At 64.4% G+C, this 15,904-nt stretch carries 16 protein-coding genes and 1 tRNA gene; 4 read left to right on the forward strand and 13 right to left on the reverse strand.

Translation table 11 applies throughout. The features are described 5' to 3' along the window. On the forward strand, nt 1-184 hold a 184-nt coding region (locus tag RM190_RS12360), incomplete at its 5' end, for a hypothetical protein (protein WP_311759759.1). Nucleotides 185-325: 141 nt separating this feature from the next. Here RM190_RS12360 and RM190_RS12365 read toward each other — a convergent pair. The 4 genes from RM190_RS12365 to clpB form a co-directional block, all read right to left on the reverse strand. Then, on the reverse strand, nt 326-952 hold the full coding sequence (locus tag RM190_RS12365; RefSeq protein WP_311759760.1) for a protein-methionine-sulfoxide reductase heme-binding subunit MsrQ: 627 nt from the start codon (nt 950-952) through the stop codon (nt 326-328). After that, nucleotides 952-1,854 carry a protein-methionine-sulfoxide reductase catalytic subunit MsrP gene (gene msrP / locus RM190_RS12370; RefSeq protein ID WP_311759761.1) on the reverse strand — a complete coding sequence of 301 codons (903 nt, stop codon included), beginning with the start codon at nt 1,852-1,854 and terminating at the stop codon, nt 952-954. The genes RM190_RS12365 and msrP overlap by 1 nt, the downstream gene beginning before the upstream one ends. Nucleotides 1,855-1,944: 90 nt before the next feature. Further along, nucleotides 1,945-3,579 carry an alpha-D-glucose phosphate-specific phosphoglucomutase gene (locus RM190_RS12375; protein WP_311759762.1) on the reverse strand — a complete coding sequence of 545 codons (1,635 nt, stop codon included), beginning with the start codon at nt 3,577-3,579 and terminating at the stop codon, nt 1,945-1,947. Nucleotides 3,580-3,723: 144 nt separating this feature from the next. Then, nucleotides 3,724-6,351, reverse strand: a complete 2,628-nt coding sequence (clpB, locus tag RM190_RS12380) for an ATP-dependent chaperone ClpB (protein WP_311759763.1) — start codon at nt 6,349-6,351, stop codon at nt 3,724-3,726. A gap of 153 nt (nt 6,352-6,504) precedes the next feature. Between clpB and pyrF the strand changes: the two genes are divergently transcribed. Beyond that, entirely contained in the window at nt 6,505-7,197 is a 693-nt protein-coding gene (gene pyrF, locus RM190_RS12385; RefSeq protein ID WP_311759764.1) for an orotidine-5'-phosphate decarboxylase, read from the forward strand. On the opposite strand, the gene RM190_RS12390 is transcribed toward pyrF, so the two are convergent. From RM190_RS12390 to RM190_RS12405, 4 genes are read right to left on the reverse strand one after another with little or no spacing between them, the layout of a single operon-like run. After that, on the reverse strand, nt 7,194-7,598 hold the full coding sequence (locus RM190_RS12390; protein WP_311759765.1) for an NUDIX hydrolase: 405 nt from the start codon (nt 7,596-7,598) through the stop codon (nt 7,194-7,196). The genes pyrF and RM190_RS12390 overlap by 4 nt on opposite strands. After that, entirely contained in the window at nt 7,595-7,861 is a 267-nt protein-coding gene (locus RM190_RS12395; protein WP_311759766.1) for an NfeD family protein, read from the reverse strand. The genes RM190_RS12390 and RM190_RS12395 overlap by 4 nt, the downstream gene beginning before the upstream one ends. Continuing rightward, nucleotides 7,861-8,751, reverse strand: coding sequence for an SPFH domain-containing protein (locus tag RM190_RS12400; RefSeq protein WP_311759767.1), 891 nt, complete (start codon nt 8,749-8,751; stop codon nt 7,861-7,863). Before RM190_RS12400 ends, RM190_RS12395 begins: the two co-directional genes overlap by 1 nt. Nucleotides 8,752-8,765: 14 nt before the next feature. Beyond that, nucleotides 8,766-9,629 carry an N-formylglutamate amidohydrolase gene (locus RM190_RS12405; RefSeq protein ID WP_311759768.1) on the reverse strand — a complete coding sequence of 288 codons (864 nt, stop codon included), beginning with the start codon at nt 9,627-9,629 and terminating at the stop codon, nt 8,766-8,768. 203 nt (nt 9,630-9,832) lie between these two features. Between RM190_RS12405 and RM190_RS12410 the strand changes: the two genes are divergently transcribed. Both RM190_RS12410 and ykgO read left to right on the forward strand, forming a co-directional pair. Further along, a tRNA-Val gene (locus RM190_RS12410) sits at nt 9,833-9,907 on the forward strand. Between the two features lie 78 nt (nt 9,908-9,985). After that, on the forward strand, nt 9,986-10,111 hold the full coding sequence (ykgO, locus tag RM190_RS12415) for a type B 50S ribosomal protein L36 (protein ID WP_011746405.1): 126 nt from the start codon (nt 9,986-9,988) through the stop codon (nt 10,109-10,111). 120 nt (nt 10,112-10,231) lie between these two features. On the opposite strand, the gene RM190_RS12420 is transcribed toward ykgO, so the two are convergent. From RM190_RS12420 to RM190_RS12440, 5 genes are read right to left on the reverse strand one after another with little or no spacing between them, the layout of a single operon-like run. Continuing rightward, nucleotides 10,232-10,669, reverse strand: a complete 438-nt coding sequence (locus RM190_RS12420) for a DMT family transporter (protein WP_311759769.1) — start codon at nt 10,667-10,669, stop codon at nt 10,232-10,234. Next, nucleotides 10,666-12,441 (reverse strand): peptidoglycan-binding protein, encoded by a 1,776-nt coding sequence (locus tag RM190_RS12425; protein WP_311759770.1) that lies wholly within the window; start codon nt 12,439-12,441, stop codon nt 10,666-10,668. Before RM190_RS12425 ends, RM190_RS12420 begins: the two co-directional genes overlap by 4 nt. 32 nt (nt 12,442-12,473) lie before the next feature. Next, nucleotides 12,474-13,691 carry a phenylacetate--CoA ligase family protein gene (locus RM190_RS12430; protein ID WP_311759771.1) on the reverse strand — a complete coding sequence of 406 codons (1,218 nt, stop codon included), beginning with the start codon at nt 13,689-13,691 and terminating at the stop codon, nt 12,474-12,476. A 21-nt stretch (nt 13,692-13,712) separates the two neighbouring features. Then, a complete protein-coding gene (locus tag RM190_RS12435) occupies nt 13,713-14,537 on the reverse strand; it encodes an ABC transporter ATP-binding protein (protein WP_311759772.1) in 825 nt (274 codons plus the stop codon). Nucleotides 14,538-14,590: 53 nt separating this feature from the next. Beyond that, nucleotides 14,591-15,871 carry an ABC transporter substrate-binding protein gene (locus RM190_RS12440; protein WP_311759773.1) on the reverse strand — a complete coding sequence of 427 codons (1,281 nt, stop codon included), beginning with the start codon at nt 15,869-15,871 and terminating at the stop codon, nt 14,591-14,593. Between the last annotated feature and the right edge of the window lie 33 nt (nt 15,872-15,904).

Raw genomic sequence — 15,904 nt, forward strand, 5'->3', positions numbered from 1 at the left:
CCAGACCGCCCGCATATCTCTTCAGATATCTCGCAATGTCAAAAAGCAGGGGATAAAAAACAACCCGAACCGCGCCATTTCCTTCGTGGCGCCGTCAAGCCATCTCATTCCCGAATTGTCCCAGATCAAGCAACACTTCCGCACCGCTCAATCCCGTCCCGAGCCAGCGTCGCCGTCTCGGTGAGCGGGTATTTACGGACCAACCCAAATACCCGCAAGGGCAAAAGTGACGGAAATAGATATTAAATTGCAACTTGTTGATTATAAACGGTAATGTATCCTCCACCGGATCGGTGATGCGGCGGAGGTAGGTTGCGACAGCGGATCACGCACCCGCGCGCCGCGCCGCGTTCCGGCCCGCCCCGGGCAAAAACCTCAGCAAACGCAGGGCCAGAAGCACCAGAATCAAACCCAGCATCGTCAACGGCTTCGCTTCCCACAGCTTCAGCGCCCAAAGCCAGTGCACGGAGACAAGAACCGCGGCGGGATAGATCAGGCGATGCAGCCGTCTCCACCCCGCGCCCATGCGGCGGATCGACCAGCGGTTCGACGTCACCGCCAGTGCCGTCAGCATAAGGAACGCCAGCATCCCGAAGATCAGGTAGGGACGCTTGACCACGTCCTTCAGCATCTGCGCCCAGAGAAAGGCCATGTCGAAGGCGATCCAGGCCGACAGATGCAGGACAGCATAGCTGAAGCAGATGAGGCCAAGCGCCTGTCGAAACCGAACCAGATTTATCCGCGTCAGCCGCAACAGGGGCGTGACCGCCAGCGTCCCGATCAGAAAGTAAAGCGCCGTCCGCCCCAGGCGATGTTCGATGTCGCGGACCGGCTCGACCCCCAGATTGCCGTGAAATGTGTCCCAGACCAAGAGGACCAGGGGGATCGCCCCCAGAAGCCAGACGGCCCAGACAGGCAGGCGGCGAAACCAGCGATTCAGAACCTGCGCCATCAGTAAGCTTTGGCCAGGTTCATCCCGGCATAGAGGCTGGCGACCTCGTCCCCATAGCCGTTGAACATCAGGGTTTCCTGCCGACCGCCAAACAGGCCGCTGCCGATCCGCCTTTCAGTTGCCTGGCTCCAGCGGGGATGGTCGACCTGCGGGTTCACATTGGCATAGAAACCGTACTCGCTGGGTTGCAGCATCTGCCAAGTGGTCCGAGGCTGCTTGTCGGTCAGCGAGATGGCGACGATCGACTTGATCGACTTGAAGCCGTATTTCCACGGCACGACCAGCCGGATCGGCGCCCCGTTCTGGTTGGGCAGGACCCGCCCATAAAGCCCCGTCGCCAGGATTGTCAGGGGATTCATCGCCTCGTCCAGGCGCAATCCTTCGCGATAGGGCCAGTCGATGCCGCCGCCGTAGGCCTGCCCCGGCATCTGCTTGGGGTCCAGCAGGGTCTGGAAGGCGACGTATTTCGCGCCGGATTGCGGACCCGCCTTTTTCAGGATTGCGGCCAGCGGTACGCCCAGCCATGGAATCACCATCGACCATGCCTCGACGCAGCGCAGGCGATAGATGCGTTCCTCCAGCGCGGAATCGGGGACCAGATCCTCGACCCCATAGCTGCCGGGATGGTCCACCATCCCCTCGATCCGGACGGACCAGGGCGAGGTCTTCAGCGACCCGGCATTGCTGGCGGGATCGGTCTTGCCGGTGCCGAATTCATAGAAGTTGTTGTAGTTGGTGATCTCTTCGAAGGTGTTCTGCTTCTCGACCGTGGAATAGCGCGAGGTCTTGCCTGCGAGCGCCAGTGCGGGGGTGCCAAGCAGGGCAATCGCGCCCGCCGCAATGAACTTGCGGCGGTCAAGATAGCTCTGCTCGGGCGTTACATCGGACCATTTCAGCTTCATCCCGGCCTCCCAGACATTGTGTTCATGACACCAGTCACGGACATGATCGCAGGGCAGTGCAGCGGATGGAATGACTTTCCCGTGATCCTGTCAGGTGGTGACGTCCGGCCGCTCGCGGCCGGTGAATTCACGGATCAACGCGATCTCCTCGGCAGCGGCGATCACCGGGGCCAGCGCCTCCTCGACCGGCAGATCGTGGCGCGCGTGATCGGGTTCGTATCTTTCAAGATAGACGCGCAGAGTCGCGCCTTCGGTCCCCGTCCCGGACAGGCGCAGCACCACGCGCGAGCCGTCGGCAAAACCGATGCGGATGCCCTGGTTCTTAGACACCGAGCCATCGACCGGGTCGTGATAGGCAAAGTCGTCCGCGCTTGCGACCTCCATTCCCTGGACCTGCTGGCCCGGCAGATCCCCGGAAATGTCGCGCAGGCGCTGGATCAGCGCGTTCGCACGTTCGACGGGCACTGCCTCGTAATCATGACGCGAGTAATAGTTGCGGCCAAACTGCGACCAATGCGCGGCCATGATCTGCTCGACCGGCTCGATCCGGCGGGCCAGGATGTTCAGCCACAGCAGGACGGCCCAAAGCCCGTCCTTTTCGCGGACATGGTCCGATCCGGTGCCGGCGCTTTCCTCGCCGCAGATCGTGACGCGGCCGGCGTCCAGCAGATTGCCAAAGAACTTCCAGCCGGTCGGCGTCTCGTGGCACTCGATGCCCAGCTTTTCAGCCACGCGGTCGGCGGCGCGGCTGGTCGGCATTGACCGCGCGATCCCCGAAAGCCCCCCGGCATAGGCCGGCGCCAGATGCGCGTTCGCCGCCAGAACTGCCAGACTGTCCGAGGGCGTCACATAGATTCCGCGACCCAGCACCATGTTCCGGTCGCCATCGCCGTCCGATGCTGCACCGAAATCTGGCGCATCCTTCGCAAACATCGCCTCGACCAGATCATCGGCCCAGACCGGGTTCGGGTCCGGATGGCCGCCACCAAAATCGGGCGAGGGGATGCCATTGACGACGGTGCCCTCGGGCGCGCCCAAAATCCGCTCAAGGATCTCATGGGCATAGGGGCCGGTCACGGCGTGCATCGCGTCAAAGCGCATGCGGAAGCCGCCGATGAACAGGTTGCGGATCGCGTCGAAGTCGAACAGCTGGCCCATTAACTCGGCATAGTCGGCGACGGGGTCGACGATCTCGACCACCATCGCGCCCATCGCGGTTTCGCCAAGCGGGGTCAGGTCCAGGTCCCCGGTCTCAAGGATACGGTATTCGGACAGGTCCAGAGTGCGGGCAAAGATCAGGTCGGTGACGGATTCGGGCGCGGGACCGCCATTCGCGCCGTTGAACTTCATGCCGAAATCTTCGTCGATGCCGCCGGGATTATGGCTGGCGGACAGGATCACGCCGCCATCCGCCTTGCGCTTGCGGATCAGGTTCGAGGCAGCGGGCGTCGACAGCAACCCGCCCTGCCCCAGGATCACCCGCGCCGCGCCATTCGCCGCCGCCATGCGCAGGATCACCTGCACCGCGCGGTCGTTGAAGTAGCGCCCGTCTCCGCCAAGGACCAGCACCTTGCCCTGAACGCCCCCGATCGCGTCAAAGACCGACTGGGTGAAGTTCTCAAGGTAATGGGGGCCCATGAAGACCTTGGTTTTCTTGCGCAGGCCCGAAGTGCCGGGCTTCTGTCCCTCGATGGGCTTGGTGGGGACGGTCAGGATGCGGGTCATGTCTCGCCTCTGGTTCTGCAAGTATTGGGCGCGATCATGCATGTTTTCGCAGGGCTTACCATGCGTTGCATCGGTTGCGGGTAAAGACCCGCCGAAAGGAAAAGGGCGGCCGCCACGCGACCGCCCTTTCCACAGGCATCCGAATTAGTGCAGCGGCACTCTGGGACCGCTGTCCCCGGCCTCGCCCAGATGGACCCCGGTGACGCGATTTCCGACGATCAGCCCATCCGGTCCCGCGCTGACGTGGACCGTCTGGCCATCCAGCACCTCGCCCGACAGGATCATCTCGGCCAGCGGGTTCTGCAGGCTGCGCTGAATCACCCGTTTCAGGGGGCGCGCACCGAAGACAGGGTCATAGCCTTCGTCAGCCAGCCATTTGGTCGCATCCTCATCCAGTTCCAGCAGGATATTCCGCTGTGCCAGCCGATGTTCCAGCTGGAACAGCTGGATTTTGACGATCCCGTCCATGTTGTCCCGCGTCAGGCGGTGGAAGATGATGATCTCGTCCAGCCGGTTCAGGAACTCGGGACGGAAATGGGCGCGCACCGCGTCCATCACCTGCGTCCGCGCCTGGCTCGAATCCGCCCCATCGGGAAGACTCGACAGCGCCTGTGCCCCAAGGTTCGAGGTCAGGATGATCAGCGTCTGCTTGAAATCCACCGTCCGGCCCTGACCGTCGGTCAACTGACCGTCGTCCAGCACCTGCAACAGCACGTTGAAGACATCGGGATGGGCCTTTTCGACCTCGTCGAACAGGATCACCTGATAGGGGCGACGCCGCACGGCCTCGGTCAACACGCCACCCTCGTCATAGCCGACATAACCCGGAGGCGCGCCGATCAGGCGGGCGACCGAGTGTTTCTCCATGAACTCGGACATGTCGATGCGAACCATCGCAGAGTCGTCGTCGAACATGTATTCGGCGATGGCCTTGGTCAGCTCGGTCTTGCCGACGCCGGTCGGGCCAAGGAACAGGAAGCTGCCCAGTGGCCGTTTCGGATCGTTCAGCCCGGCCCGCGCACGGCGCACCGCGTTCGAGACGGCAGTGACCGCTTCGGATTGGCCGATGACGCGCTTGCCCAGCACCTCTTCCATCTTCAGCAGCTTCTCACGCTCGCCCTCCAGCATCTTGCTGGTGGGAATGCCGGTCCAGCGCTCCACCACCTCGGCGATCTGCTCGGGGCGAACCGCCTCCTCGACCATCGGACCCTCGTCGGTGCCTTCGGATTCGGCGAGCTTCTTTTCCAGGCCCGGAATGATGCCATAGGAAAGCTCCCCGGCCTTGGCGAGGTTGCCTTCCCGCTTGGCCTGATCCAGCTCGGCGCGGGCCTTGTCGAGTTGCTCCTTGAGGTTGCGCGAGCCTTCCAGCTTGTCGCGTTCGGCCTGCCAGCGAGCCGTCATCGTCGCCGACTTCTCCTGCAGCTCGGAAAGCTGTTTCTCAAGCTTTTCCAGCCGGTCCTTGCTGGCGGCATCATCTTCCTTCTTCAGGGCCTCGGCCTCGATCTGCATCTGCAGGATCTGCCGATCCAAGGCATCCAGCTCCTCGGGTTTGGAATCCACCTCCATGCGCAGGCGGCTTGCCGCCTCGTCCATCAGGTCGATGGCCTTGTCGGGCAGGAAGCGGTCGGTGATGTAGCGGTTCGAAAGCTGCGCAGCAGCCACCAGCGCGGCGTCGCTGATGCGGACGCCGTGATGCAGCTCATACTTCTCCTTGATACCGCGCAGGATCGAGATCGTATCTTCTACCGTCGGCTCTTCGATCATGACCGGCTGGAACCGGCGGGCCAAAGCCGCGTCCTTTTCGATATACTTGCGATATTCGTCCAGCGTGGTCGCACCGACGCAATGCAGCTCACCCCGGGCCAGCGCGGGCTTGATCAGGTTCGCCGCATCCATCGCGCCGTCTGTCTTGCCAGCGCCGACAAGAACGTGAAGCTCATCGATGAACAGCACGATTTCCCCGGCTGCGTCCTCAATCTCTTTCAGGACCGCCTTCAGCCGCTCCTCGAATTCGCCGCGATATTTCGCACCGGCGATCAGCGCACCCATGTCCAGCGCCCAAAGCTGCTTGTTGCGCAGGGATTCCGGCACGTCGCCGTTCACGATGCGCAGCGCCAGCCCTTCGGCGATGGCGGTCTTGCCGACGCCGGGTTCACCGATCAAGACCGGGTTGTTCTTGGTCCGGCGCGACAGCACCTGCATGGCACGGCGGATTTCCTCGTCCCGTCCGATGATCGGGTCGATCTTGCCCTGCTCGGCCGCCTCGGTCAGGTTGCGGGCATATTTAGACAATGCCTCATAGCTGTCCTCGGCGCTGGCAGTGTCGGCGGTGCGGCCCTTGCGGATGTCGTTGATCGCGGCGTTCAGCGTCTGCGCGGTCACCTTGCCAGCACTCAGCGCGTCGCGAGCGTTGGTGTTCACCACCGCCAATGCGGTCAGGACGCGTTCGGCAGGAACGAAACTGTCCCCGGCCTTCTTCGCCAGCTTCTCGGCCTCGTCCAACACGCGCACCATCGAGGGATCGACAAAGACCTGACCCTGGCCGCCACTGACCTTGGGCTGCTTCGCCACCGCCTCGTCAACGGCAACGCGCACGGCCTGCGCATCGCCACCGGCCCGCGCGATCAGGTTGCTGGCAAAGCCCTGGTCGTCATCCATCAGCGCCTTCAGCAGATGTTCGGGCATGACGCGCTGGTTGTTCTCGCGGATCGCGATCGTCTGCGCCGCCTGCAGGAAGCCACGCGACCGTTCCGTGAATTTTTCCATATCCATATGAAATTCCTTTCCTCAGCCCCCGCCTGGAACCGCCCGCATTCGGCACGGTCCCTCGGGTCCTGCCTGTCAGATGGGCAGGGAAAAACGGGGTTTCAAGACGCGCGGTTCCCCCATATAAGCGCGCCGTTTATCAGAAAATCGGGGTTGAGGATGGATGATCGCCTGATCGTGGCACTGGATGTGCCGAATGCGCTGGCCGGGCTGGAGCTTGCCGAGAAGATCGGGGACGCAGCCAGCTTCTACAAGATCGGCCTTGGAATGCTGACCGGGGGCGGGCTGGCGCTGGCCAACGAACTGAAGCAGGAACATGGCAAGCGCATCTTCCTGGACATGAAGTTCTTCGACATCGGCGCCACGGTCGAGGCGGCGGTCCGCGGCATCGCGCAATACGATCTGGACTTCCTGACCGTGCATGGCGACCCCCATGTCGTGCGCGCGGCAAAGGCGGGCGCGGCAGGATCCAACCTGAAGATCCTGGCCGTCACCATCCTGACCTCGCTGGACCGGGGCGATCTTGACGCCGGGCTGATCCTGCCGGGCGACGTGACCGAGATCGTCGCGACCCGCGCCGCCCGCGCCTTCGAGGCCGGGGCGGACGGCGTCATCGCCTCGCCCCGCGAAGCCGGGCTGATCCGGGCCCTGCCGGAGGCGGCCGGGCGGCTGATCGTCACGCCAGGCGTGCGCCCCTCGGGCAGCGACGCGGGCGACCAGAAGCGGATCGAGACCCCGGCCACCGCCATCGCCAATGGCGCCGATCACATCGTCGTCGGCCGCCCGATTTGGCAGGCCCAGGATCCTCGCGCCGCAGCCCAGGCCATCGTCGCGGAATTTCCGGCGCGCTAAAGCGCCAGCATCCGCGCGACGCGGTCGCGAAAATGCGGCACGGCGCGCGGATGTGCCACAAACTCGGCGACGGGCATCATGCGCCACTTCTGCCCTTCGTCGCCGAAGCGGATGGCCGCGATTTCGGCAGCGGTCAGGTGACCGCGAAACAGCCAGGATTGATGTCCCGGCTGCGTGATCGAGGGAAAGGCCGTCCCCGTGATCCGGTTCGGGTCAAGGCGCAGGCCGAATTCCTCCTCCAGCTCGCGCAGCGCGCAGTCCGCGGGCGCCTCGCCGGGTTCAGCCCCGCCGCCCGGCAGATCCCAATGCGCCGGGAACGGGATCCAGTCGTAATCGTCGCGCAGGCAGGTCAGGAGATCCTGTCCCAGCGTCAGCACCAGCTTGGCGCCGCAGAAGCTCATTTGTCGTCGTTGATGTCGCGGGTCCAGATCGTGACCTCGCCCCGGCTGCTGCCGAAGATCCGGCGCAGGACCAGCCAGGCCGCCCCGCTCAGCGCCGCAGTCACCACCAGCGCCAGGGGCAGTCCACCTGTCCAGATCCCGACCAGCAGCGCCAGCCCCATCAGGCCGACCGCCAGCGCGATCCCCAGGAAGAACCAGCCGGGCAGCACGATCTCCAGCGCCCCCAGGATCAGCGCGGCAATCACCCACAGCCAGCCGTTCATCACGGCTTGGCACCCCGAAACAGCTTGAAGGCATCGCCCATGGCCTCGACTGCCGAAGCGGGCAGGATGATCGTCTGCTTGCCCTGCCCCTTGCCGACCTCGGCCAGGACTTCGACCTGACGCATGGCGACCTGATATTGCGCGGCTTCAAGACCGCCATCGCGGATCGCGCCGGCGATGGCATTGGTGGCAAATGCCTCGGCCTCGGCCAGCACGCGCTTGGCCTTGGCCTGTTGCTCGGCGGCGTACAGATCGCCATCGGCGGCAAGCTCGACCGCGCGACGCTTCCCCTCAGCCTCGGTGACCTGGGCGCGGCGGGCGCGTTCGGCGTTCAGCTGCTGGAGCATGGCCGCACGGGTCGCGTCATCCAGGTTCACGTCCAGAATCTCGGCCCGCGTCACCTCGATCCCCCAGTCGTCGACGACATTGGCCAGAGATCCACGGATACGCTCGATCAGGCTTGCCCGGTTCGACTGGACCTGGTCCAGCTCCATCGTCCCGATCTCGGAGCGCACAATACCAGCGACCGTGGTGGCGATGGCCGCGTCGATGTCACGGATGCGATAGACCGTCTTTTCCGGCTCGATGATGCGATAGAAGACCGAGGTCTCGACCTGCACCAGCACGTTGTCGGCGGTGATCGCGTCCTGCCGGTTGGTCGGCAGCTGCCGCTCAAGCACCGAGATCTTGTGCGCCACCCGGTCCAGGAAGGGCACGATGAAGTTGATCCCCGGCCCCAGAACCGCGCGCAGGCGGCCGAACCGTTCGACCACGAACTTCTCGGATTGGGGCACGATGCGGACCGCCGAGCTGACCGCCAGGAAGATCACGAAGGCCAGCACGATCAGCGCGATGTTGCGGCTGACCAGGTCCAACAACTGTTCTTCCATCATCTTCCCCCTGATTATTCGGCCGCGATCGCGGATTCGCCGGAATCCGGTCGCAGCCGGGCCAGCCGCGCGACGATACGCGCGAAACGCTGGGCGAAGACATCGAAATCGGCCCGCGGCTCGATCTTCTGCTCGTCCATGTAAAGCGAACGGTCCATCTCAAGCTGAAGGACGTGGACGTTGCGCGTGGGCTTGCCATAGGCCGCGACGATATAGGCGCCCGCAAAGGGCGAATTGCGCCGCAGCCGGAACCCTTCCGAGGCGACAGCCTCGGCGGCGGCGGCGGCGATGCGCGGCGCAGCCGAGACACCATTGCGGTCGCCCAGCACGAAATCGGGTCGCGGCCGCGGCAGATGGGCCAGGGCGTCGCGGGGCATCGAATGCATGTCGATCAGGATCGCACCGCCGAAGCGGGCAATCGCCTCGTCGATCAGGGCCGAAAGCGCCTCGTGATAGGGATGCCACAGTCGCGCGATTCGCTGATCCGCCTCGGCCAGGGGAATCGGCCGGTCATGGATCGCCCGCCCTTGCGAGACGACGCGGGGAATCACCCCCAGTCCCGCCATGATTCGAGGACTCATCACGCGGGGGACCGCGCCCGCCACGACAAGTGGGTCCATCTCGTCCGGGCCACGGTTCAGATCGACGACGCAGCGCGGCACCCGCGCCGTCAGCACGACCGCGCCATGATCAACGGCAGGGGCGATCAGCCGATCGACAAAAGCATCCTCGGACGACCGCAAATTCTGCGAATCCAGCCGGGATTCAGCCAAAAACCAGTCTGGATAGCATCGTCCGGAATGCGGCGAGGCAAAAATGACCCCACCCTGCCAGTCGCGGGGCCGCATCAGGTCGAAGGTGGCGTCGTCCAAACTCATATCCGGTATCCTGGTCCTAGGCGCTGCTGGCTGGGCATCCTGTGCCGGGCATGGAACACGACGGTTATAGCCCAAGTTCCGCGCCGGCCAAGTCCAGTTGCAAAACCGTAAGAAGAGGGGTTGAAACCCCCCGCGGGCCTCTATATAGAGCCGCAGACCAAGGCGATTTGGAAGCGAATGCTGACAGACTCGCAAGGTAAGGAGGGCGGTTAGCTCAGCGGTAGAGCACTACGTTGACATCGTAGTGGCCACTGGTTCGATCCCAGTACCGCCCACCATTATTCCCAGCCCCCGGGCATTCCGGGGGCGTTTCAGTTTCATGGCGCCTTGCGATGCGCCGCGATAGGAGAAGACCGATGAAGGTTCGCAATTCGCTCCGCTCGCTCAAGAGCCGCCACCGCGATTGCCAAGTTGTGCGCCGTAAAGGCCGCATCTATGTCATCAACAAGACCAACCCGCGCTTCAAGGCCCGCCAGGGCTAAGTTTCGCGGCACTTGTTGCCCGATTTGAACGCCCGCTGCGTGTTTGCGCTGCGGGCGTTTTGCCATGCATCGCTGCCCGCACAGCCGGGAAACGGCGATCCCCCGATGCGCTCCGGCGAATCAGAATCGCGACATGATCAGCCCGCCGCCGACCATCAGCGCGGCCAGCACACGCGGGATCGAGATTTCGCGCACAGGCAGGCCGAACGCCCCTGCCCGGTCCAGCAGGATCGCGGCAAGGATCTGGCCCAGGGCCAGCGCGCAAAGCGCTGTCAGCGCCCCCAGTCGCGGCAGCGACCAGACCATCGCCCAGACATAGAACGCGCCGAGAATGCCACCGACCCACATCCAGGGTTCGGCCCCCGAGGCTCGCAGGAAGCCGCGCCCCTGCCCCAGGATCAGCGACAGGCTGGTCAGCAGCACGAAGCCCACGCCAAACGAAATCGCCGCAGCGACCAGCGGGCTGGCAGCCTGGCGTCCCAGCGCAGTGTTGATCGGCGCCTGCACGGCGATGCAGACCCCTGCCACCGTGATCAGCAATGCGGCCAAATAGCTCATCGTCCCTCTCCTTGACGGATGTCGTTACCCTGTGGTGCCGCCGTCTCAAGCAGGCGCGACACGGTCTGTCGTGACAGATATCCGGTGACGCGAAGATTCTGGGCCGCCTGATAGCGGCGCAAGGCATCCCGCGTCTCGTCGGTGAAGCGTCCGTCGATCTCGCCCGGATCAAGCCCTTCCTCGCTCAGGCGGCTCTCAATGCGTTGGCGGGTGGCGGCGTTCAGCTGCAGTTCCTCCTCCTCGCGCCGCGACGCTTCGGTCAGGGCCTGAAGGTTGTCGTGCCGCTGGCGGGCCTCGTCTGCATGGCTGCCATCGGGGAACCGCTCCAGATACGAACGATAGGCGGCAGCGCTGTCCTGACGCCGCGCCCACCGCCAGGTTGCATCCGCGCCGGCAAGCTGGGCGGCGGCCATCTGCGTGCCGGCCATCGCTGCCAGCACGCGCTGCGCCTCGACCGCGTGGCGGCCTTCGGGATAGCGGCGAAGATAGGCCAGCAGCTGCCGCGTCTCGCCAAGTGCGCCGGTCCGCTGCCAGTATTCATCGTCGCGCCTGCCGCTTTTCCCGTCCAGGAAATGGATCTGGCGGCGCAGCAGGTCATATTGGGCCGAGGTCAGGTATCCAGTCGGTTCAAGCCGGTTCACCTCTTGCCAGGTTGCCAGCGCCTCGCGCGTGCGCTTGCCGAAGATACCGTCCAGCTCTCCGGGTTCATAACCAAGGCGCGACAGGTTTTTCTGTATGCCCAGACGGGCGGCTCGGTCCAGACCCAGCATCGTCTCGATCCCCGAAGGGGCGCGGCTGATGGGCTTGGTCGCCAAACCGGCCAGCTCGGCCAACCGGCGCAAGGCATCGGCAGAGCGCTGCCCACCCGGAAACTGCGACAGGTAATCGCGATACCCGGCGGTGCGATCCAATGCCGCAGCGGCTGACCAGGCATCGCGGTCTGACATTGCCTTGCTGCGGCCATCCTGCAGGACACGGCGCCGCGTTTCGGCCGCGCCCGCGAACATGCCCGAAGGATAGGTTTCCAGATACGCAAGATAGGATTCCGCGCTGTCCCCCTCGGCCGCATCGGCCCAGGCCTGACGGTCGGCCTCGACCGGCTGGGTCTCGTCACCGGGTGCGGGCTTGCCACTGCGCCGCGCCGGCACCAGATCCACCTCACCGCCGGGCAAAAGCCGCAGGTTGCGCGCCGACGACAGCGCGCGGGACACGGTGCCCCCCGCCGCAAGTTCGCGCAGCGCCCGCGCCGTCGCCTCGGGCGGGCCGACGATGACCGAAACACCAGACATCTCGGCCAATTCGCCAATGCCGCTTTCCAGCCCCTCGCGATGAGGCATCTCCTGCTGGTCGGTCCCCAGCAGCAGGACCGCCCCAGGCTTCGCCTCGGCGATCAGCTGCATGACCAACGACAGCGGCACGCCCTGATGCCCCACTTCCTGGGCGTCAGGCTTGCCGGCATCGGTCCCCAGAAGCCAGGTTTCGCCATCGCGGTTCAGGAATCGCCCATTCAGCGCGACGATTCGGGCGCCCGGCGCGTCATCCCTGCGCGCAAGCAGGTCCAACGTGCGGCGCAATTCGTCCGCGGGCTGGTCGATTCCCTGCGCCGTGACGAATCCCGCGACCCGCATCACCTCGGCCAGCGCAGGCGTGTCGGAACCCGCAAGATCCGGGGCAGTCCGATAGTCCGCATTCCCGATGACCACCGCGCGATTCTCGGCCAGGGCCGGAGCCGCGCCCGCAAGGGCGGCCAGCAGAAACAGGGAATATCGCATCAACGAACCTCGTGGCCTTGTGCGGCCCGAGGTCAATCATAGCTGCGCCGATCCTCGATGACCTTGCCGTCATTCGGAAGCGATCCGGGCGCAACCAGTTCGATCCGGCCGCGAAGTTTCAGGGTGTCCAACACCGTTGCTTCGTATCTTGCCGCATCTTTGCTGTCGGTTTCCAGTTGCACCGTCATCAAATCCATGTCGCCCGCCCGATCCGCGACGACGCGCGCCCGCGCAATCTCGGGATGGCGCGAGACCAGAACCGCCACCTGCTCGGGTCGCACGAACATGCCCTTGATCTTGGTGGTCTGATCAGCGCGGCCCATCCAGCCCCGAATTCGCATGTTGGTGCGGCCGCAGGGACTTTGTCCCGCAAGCACCGCCGACAGGTCGCCGGTCGCAAAGCGAACCAGCGGATAATCGGCGTTGAAGCTGGTCACGACAACCTCGCCGACCTCGCCTTCGGGGACGGGAATACCGGTGCCGGGGCGAACGATTTCGACGATCACGCCTTCGTCGACGATCATTCCGTCCATCGCGGGGGACTCGTACGCGATCAGTCCCAGATCGGCGGTCGCATAGCATTGCGTCGTCGCGATTCCCCGATCGGCGTAGGACTGGCGCAAGCCCGGAAACAGCGCCCCGCCCGAAACCGTGGCGCGGGTCAGTGCCAGCGCCTCGCCCATCTCGTCTGCCTTGTCGAGGATGATCTTCAGGTAATCCGGCGTCCCGGCATAGACACTCGTGCCGATATCGACGGCGGCGCGCACCTGCAATTCGGTCTGGCCCGTGCCGGCGGGCAGGACGGCGGCGTCGACCGCGCGCGCGGCACTTTCGAACATCATGCCGGCGGGCGTCAGGTGATAGCCGAAGCAATTATGGACGATGTCCCCCGGCCCCACGCCCGCCGCGAACAGAAACCGGCCCAGCCGCCACCAGTCATTGCCGCGCCGTCCAGGTTCATAGATCGGGCCGGGGCTTTGGAACACATTCTCGAACTCATGCGGTCTGCGCGTGGTGAAGCCGCCGAAGGGGGGCTGCTTCTTCTGTGCCTCGGACAGTTCGGACTTGCGAATGACCGGCAGGCCGGCCAGCGCCTCGCGCGTCGTCACCGTTTCTGGCTCGACCCCCTGCAGGATTCGCGCCATTGCCGGAGAGGTGCGGGCGCGCAGCAGCGCGGCGGGCAGTTCCTGCGCCAGCCATGCGGCACGCTGATCGGCGCTGCGCGTCTCAAGCTCGTCATAGAATGTCATGGGATCGCCTTTCCGGGACCGTCACGCCAGCCAGCGCTTGCGACGGCGATAGGACCGCACGTCGCGGAAGCTTTTGCGGCCTTGCTCGGACATGCCGAGATAGAATTCCTTCACATCGGGATTTTCGCGCAACGCCTCGGCGGGACCATCCATCACGACCCGGCCGCTTTCCAGGATATAGCCGTGATGGGCATAGCGCAGCGCGACATTGGTATTCTGTTCGGCCAGCAGGAAGGTCACGCCCTCGCCCTCGTTCACGGCCTTCACGATCTCGAAGATCTGCTCGACCAGTTGGGGCGCCAATCCCATCGACGGCTCGTCCAGCAGGATCGTCTCGGGGCGCGACATCAGGGCGCGGCCCATCGCGCACATCTGCTGTTCGCCCCCCGACGTGTAACCCGCCTGGGATTTCCGCCGCTCCTTCAGGCGCGGGAAATAGGAATAGACCATCTCCAGGTCGCGGGCGACTGCGGCGCGACCATCGGTCCGGGTATAGGCGCCAGTCAGAAGGTTCTCCTCGACCGTCAGGTGTTCGAAACAGTGCCGCCCCTCCATCACCTGGATCACGCCCTTCTTCACCAGGCTGGCGGGGTCCATGTCCTGCACCCTTTCGCCGCGATAGCTGATCGAACCCTTGGTGACCTCGCCCCGTTCGGAATGCAGAAGGTTCGAGATCGCCTTCAGCGTCGTCGTCTTGCCCGCACCGTTCCCGCCCAGAAGCGCAGTAATTCCGCCCTTGGGCACTGACAGGCTGACCCCTTTCAGAACCAGAATGACGTGGTTGTAGATCACCTCGATATTGTTGACCTCAAGCAGCGCATCGGGCTTGGGCGTGGCATCAAGCATGGTTTCCCCCTGTCGGATTGGCCCCGGCGGACGTCCCGCCGGGGCACGCGGGATCAGCAGCGCGGCGTGATGCCCGCTTCCTTGGCATAGGCCTCGCTGTCCTCCTGGATCAGCGGGGTCAGGACATCCTGGTCGGGCTGGGTAAACTCGGTGATCAGGGTCCATTTCTTGGCATTGGCATCCCACTGCTGAAGCCGGGCCATGCCGCTGCCGCCGTGGTTGTCGCAGCTCATCTTGATTTCGGGGCCAAAGTCGGGAAGGCCGATCTCCTTCAGCCGCTCGGGCGTGATGTCGAGCGCCTCGAACCCGTCGCGCAGCTGTGCCGCGGTGATCGTGGGCGTCCCGGCAAGTTCCTGCCCCTTCTTGATCGCCTCGGCGATCACCACCGCCGCGTACATGCCCCGCGAATACAGGGCCGAGCCGACGAACTGACCGCCCTGCGAGGCCTTGCCCGGATCGATGACGAACTTCTTCATGTCGTCATAGACTGGATAGTCGGTGCCCACCCCGTTGAAGGTAAGCGACTTGTAGCCATTGGCGGCAGCGCCGACGGGCAGCACGTCAACCTCGGACCCCGACCACCAGACGCCGATGAAATTCTCCATCGGAAAGCGGATATTCGCGGCTTCCTGAATGGCGGTCTGGTTCATCACGCCCCAGCCCCACATGATGACATAGTCCGGCTTGTCGCGGCGAATCTGCAACCATTGGCTTTTCTGCTCTTGCCCCGGCGGATCGATCGGCAGCTCGTTCAGCGTGAAGCCGTGCTTCTGGGCCAGATCCTGCAATGTACGGATCGGCTCCTTGCCATAGGCCGAATTGTGATAGACCAGCGCGATCTTCTTGCCCTTCAGATCGCCGCCATTCTGGTCCAGCAGGTATTTCACCGCGACCGATGCGCCGTCCCAATAGTTCGCGGGCGCGTTGAAGACCCATTCGAAGACCTTGCCGTTCTTGGCCGAGGTCCGCCCATAGCCCGGCGTATAAAGCACGATCTTGTCGGCCGAGACCTTGGGGATCAGCTGATAGGTGATTCCGGTCGACAGCGGGTTATAGACCAGCGCGCCATTGCCCTTGGTCGCCTCATAGCACTCGACGCCCTTTTCGGTGTTATAGGCGGTCTCGCATTCCGGCGTCTGGATCTTCTCGCCCCCGATGCCGCCGTCGCGTTCATTGAGCAGCGTGAAATAGTCGTTGAACCCATCCGCATATTGCGTGCCGTTCGCGCCATAGGGGCCGGTGCGATAGCTGAGGTTCGGCACGACCAGATCGGCCATTGCCGGGGCCGCCGCCATGGTGGCGGCAAGCGCGATGGTTGCTAGCTTCAGTCTCATCTTGGTCTCCTCCCCAAGGGTGTTCGTCTGCCG

The sequence above is a fragment of the Paracoccus broussonetiae genome (genome assembly GCF_031854425.1).
In the GTDB taxonomy this organism is placed as follows: Bacteria; Pseudomonadota; Alphaproteobacteria; order Rhodobacterales; family Rhodobacteraceae; genus Paracoccus; species Paracoccus broussonetiae.

What these genes read in the sequence shown, in the direction of transcription:
- RM190_RS12400 (WP_311759767.1), bottom strand. Translation starts at nt 8,751, where the DNA reads ATGGAAGAACAGTTGTTGGACCTGGTCAGCCGCAACATCGCGCTGATC.
- msrP (WP_311759761.1), bottom strand. Translation starts at nt 1,854, where the DNA reads ATGAAGCTGAAATGGTCCGATGTAACGCCCGAGCAGAGCTATCTTGAC.
- RM190_RS12365 (WP_311759760.1), bottom strand. Translation starts at nt 952, where the DNA reads ATGGCGCAGGTTCTGAATCGCTGGTTTCGCCGCCTGCCTGTCTGGGCC.
- RM190_RS12375 (WP_311759762.1), bottom strand. Translation starts at nt 3,579, where the DNA reads ATGACCCGCATCCTGACCGTCCCCACCAAGCCCATCGAGGGACAGAAG.
- RM190_RS12395 (WP_311759766.1), bottom strand. Translation starts at nt 7,861, where the DNA reads ATGAACGGCTGGCTGTGGGTGATTGCCGCGCTGATCCTGGGGGCGCTG.
- RM190_RS12405 (WP_311759768.1), bottom strand. Translation starts at nt 9,629, where the DNA reads ATGAGTTTGGACGACGCCACCTTCGACCTGATGCGGCCCCGCGACTGG.
- clpB (WP_311759763.1), bottom strand. Translation starts at nt 6,351, where the DNA reads ATGGATATGGAAAAATTCACGGAACGGTCGCGTGGCTTCCTGCAGGCG.
- ykgO (WP_011746405.1), top strand. Translation starts at nt 9,986, where the DNA reads ATGAAGGTTCGCAATTCGCTCCGCTCGCTCAAGAGCCGCCACCGCGAT.
- RM190_RS12435 (WP_311759772.1), bottom strand. Translation starts at nt 14,537, where the DNA reads ATGCTTGATGCCACGCCCAAGCCCGATGCGCTGCTTGAGGTCAACAAT.
- RM190_RS12425 (WP_311759770.1), bottom strand. Translation starts at nt 12,441, where the DNA reads ATGCGATATTCCCTGTTTCTGCTGGCCGCCCTTGCGGGCGCGGCTCCG.
- RM190_RS12430 (WP_311759771.1), bottom strand. Translation starts at nt 13,691, where the DNA reads ATGACATTCTATGACGAGCTTGAGACGCGCAGCGCCGATCAGCGTGCC.
- RM190_RS12440 (WP_311759773.1), bottom strand. Translation starts at nt 15,871, where the DNA reads ATGAGACTGAAGCTAGCAACCATCGCGCTTGCCGCCACCATGGCGGCG.
- RM190_RS12390 (WP_311759765.1), bottom strand. Translation starts at nt 7,598, where the DNA reads ATGAGCTTCTGCGGCGCCAAGCTGGTGCTGACGCTGGGACAGGATCTC.
- RM190_RS12420 (WP_311759769.1), bottom strand. Translation starts at nt 10,669, where the DNA reads ATGAGCTATTTGGCCGCATTGCTGATCACGGTGGCAGGGGTCTGCATC.
- pyrF (WP_311759764.1), top strand. Translation starts at nt 6,505, where the DNA reads ATGGATGATCGCCTGATCGTGGCACTGGATGTGCCGAATGCGCTGGCC.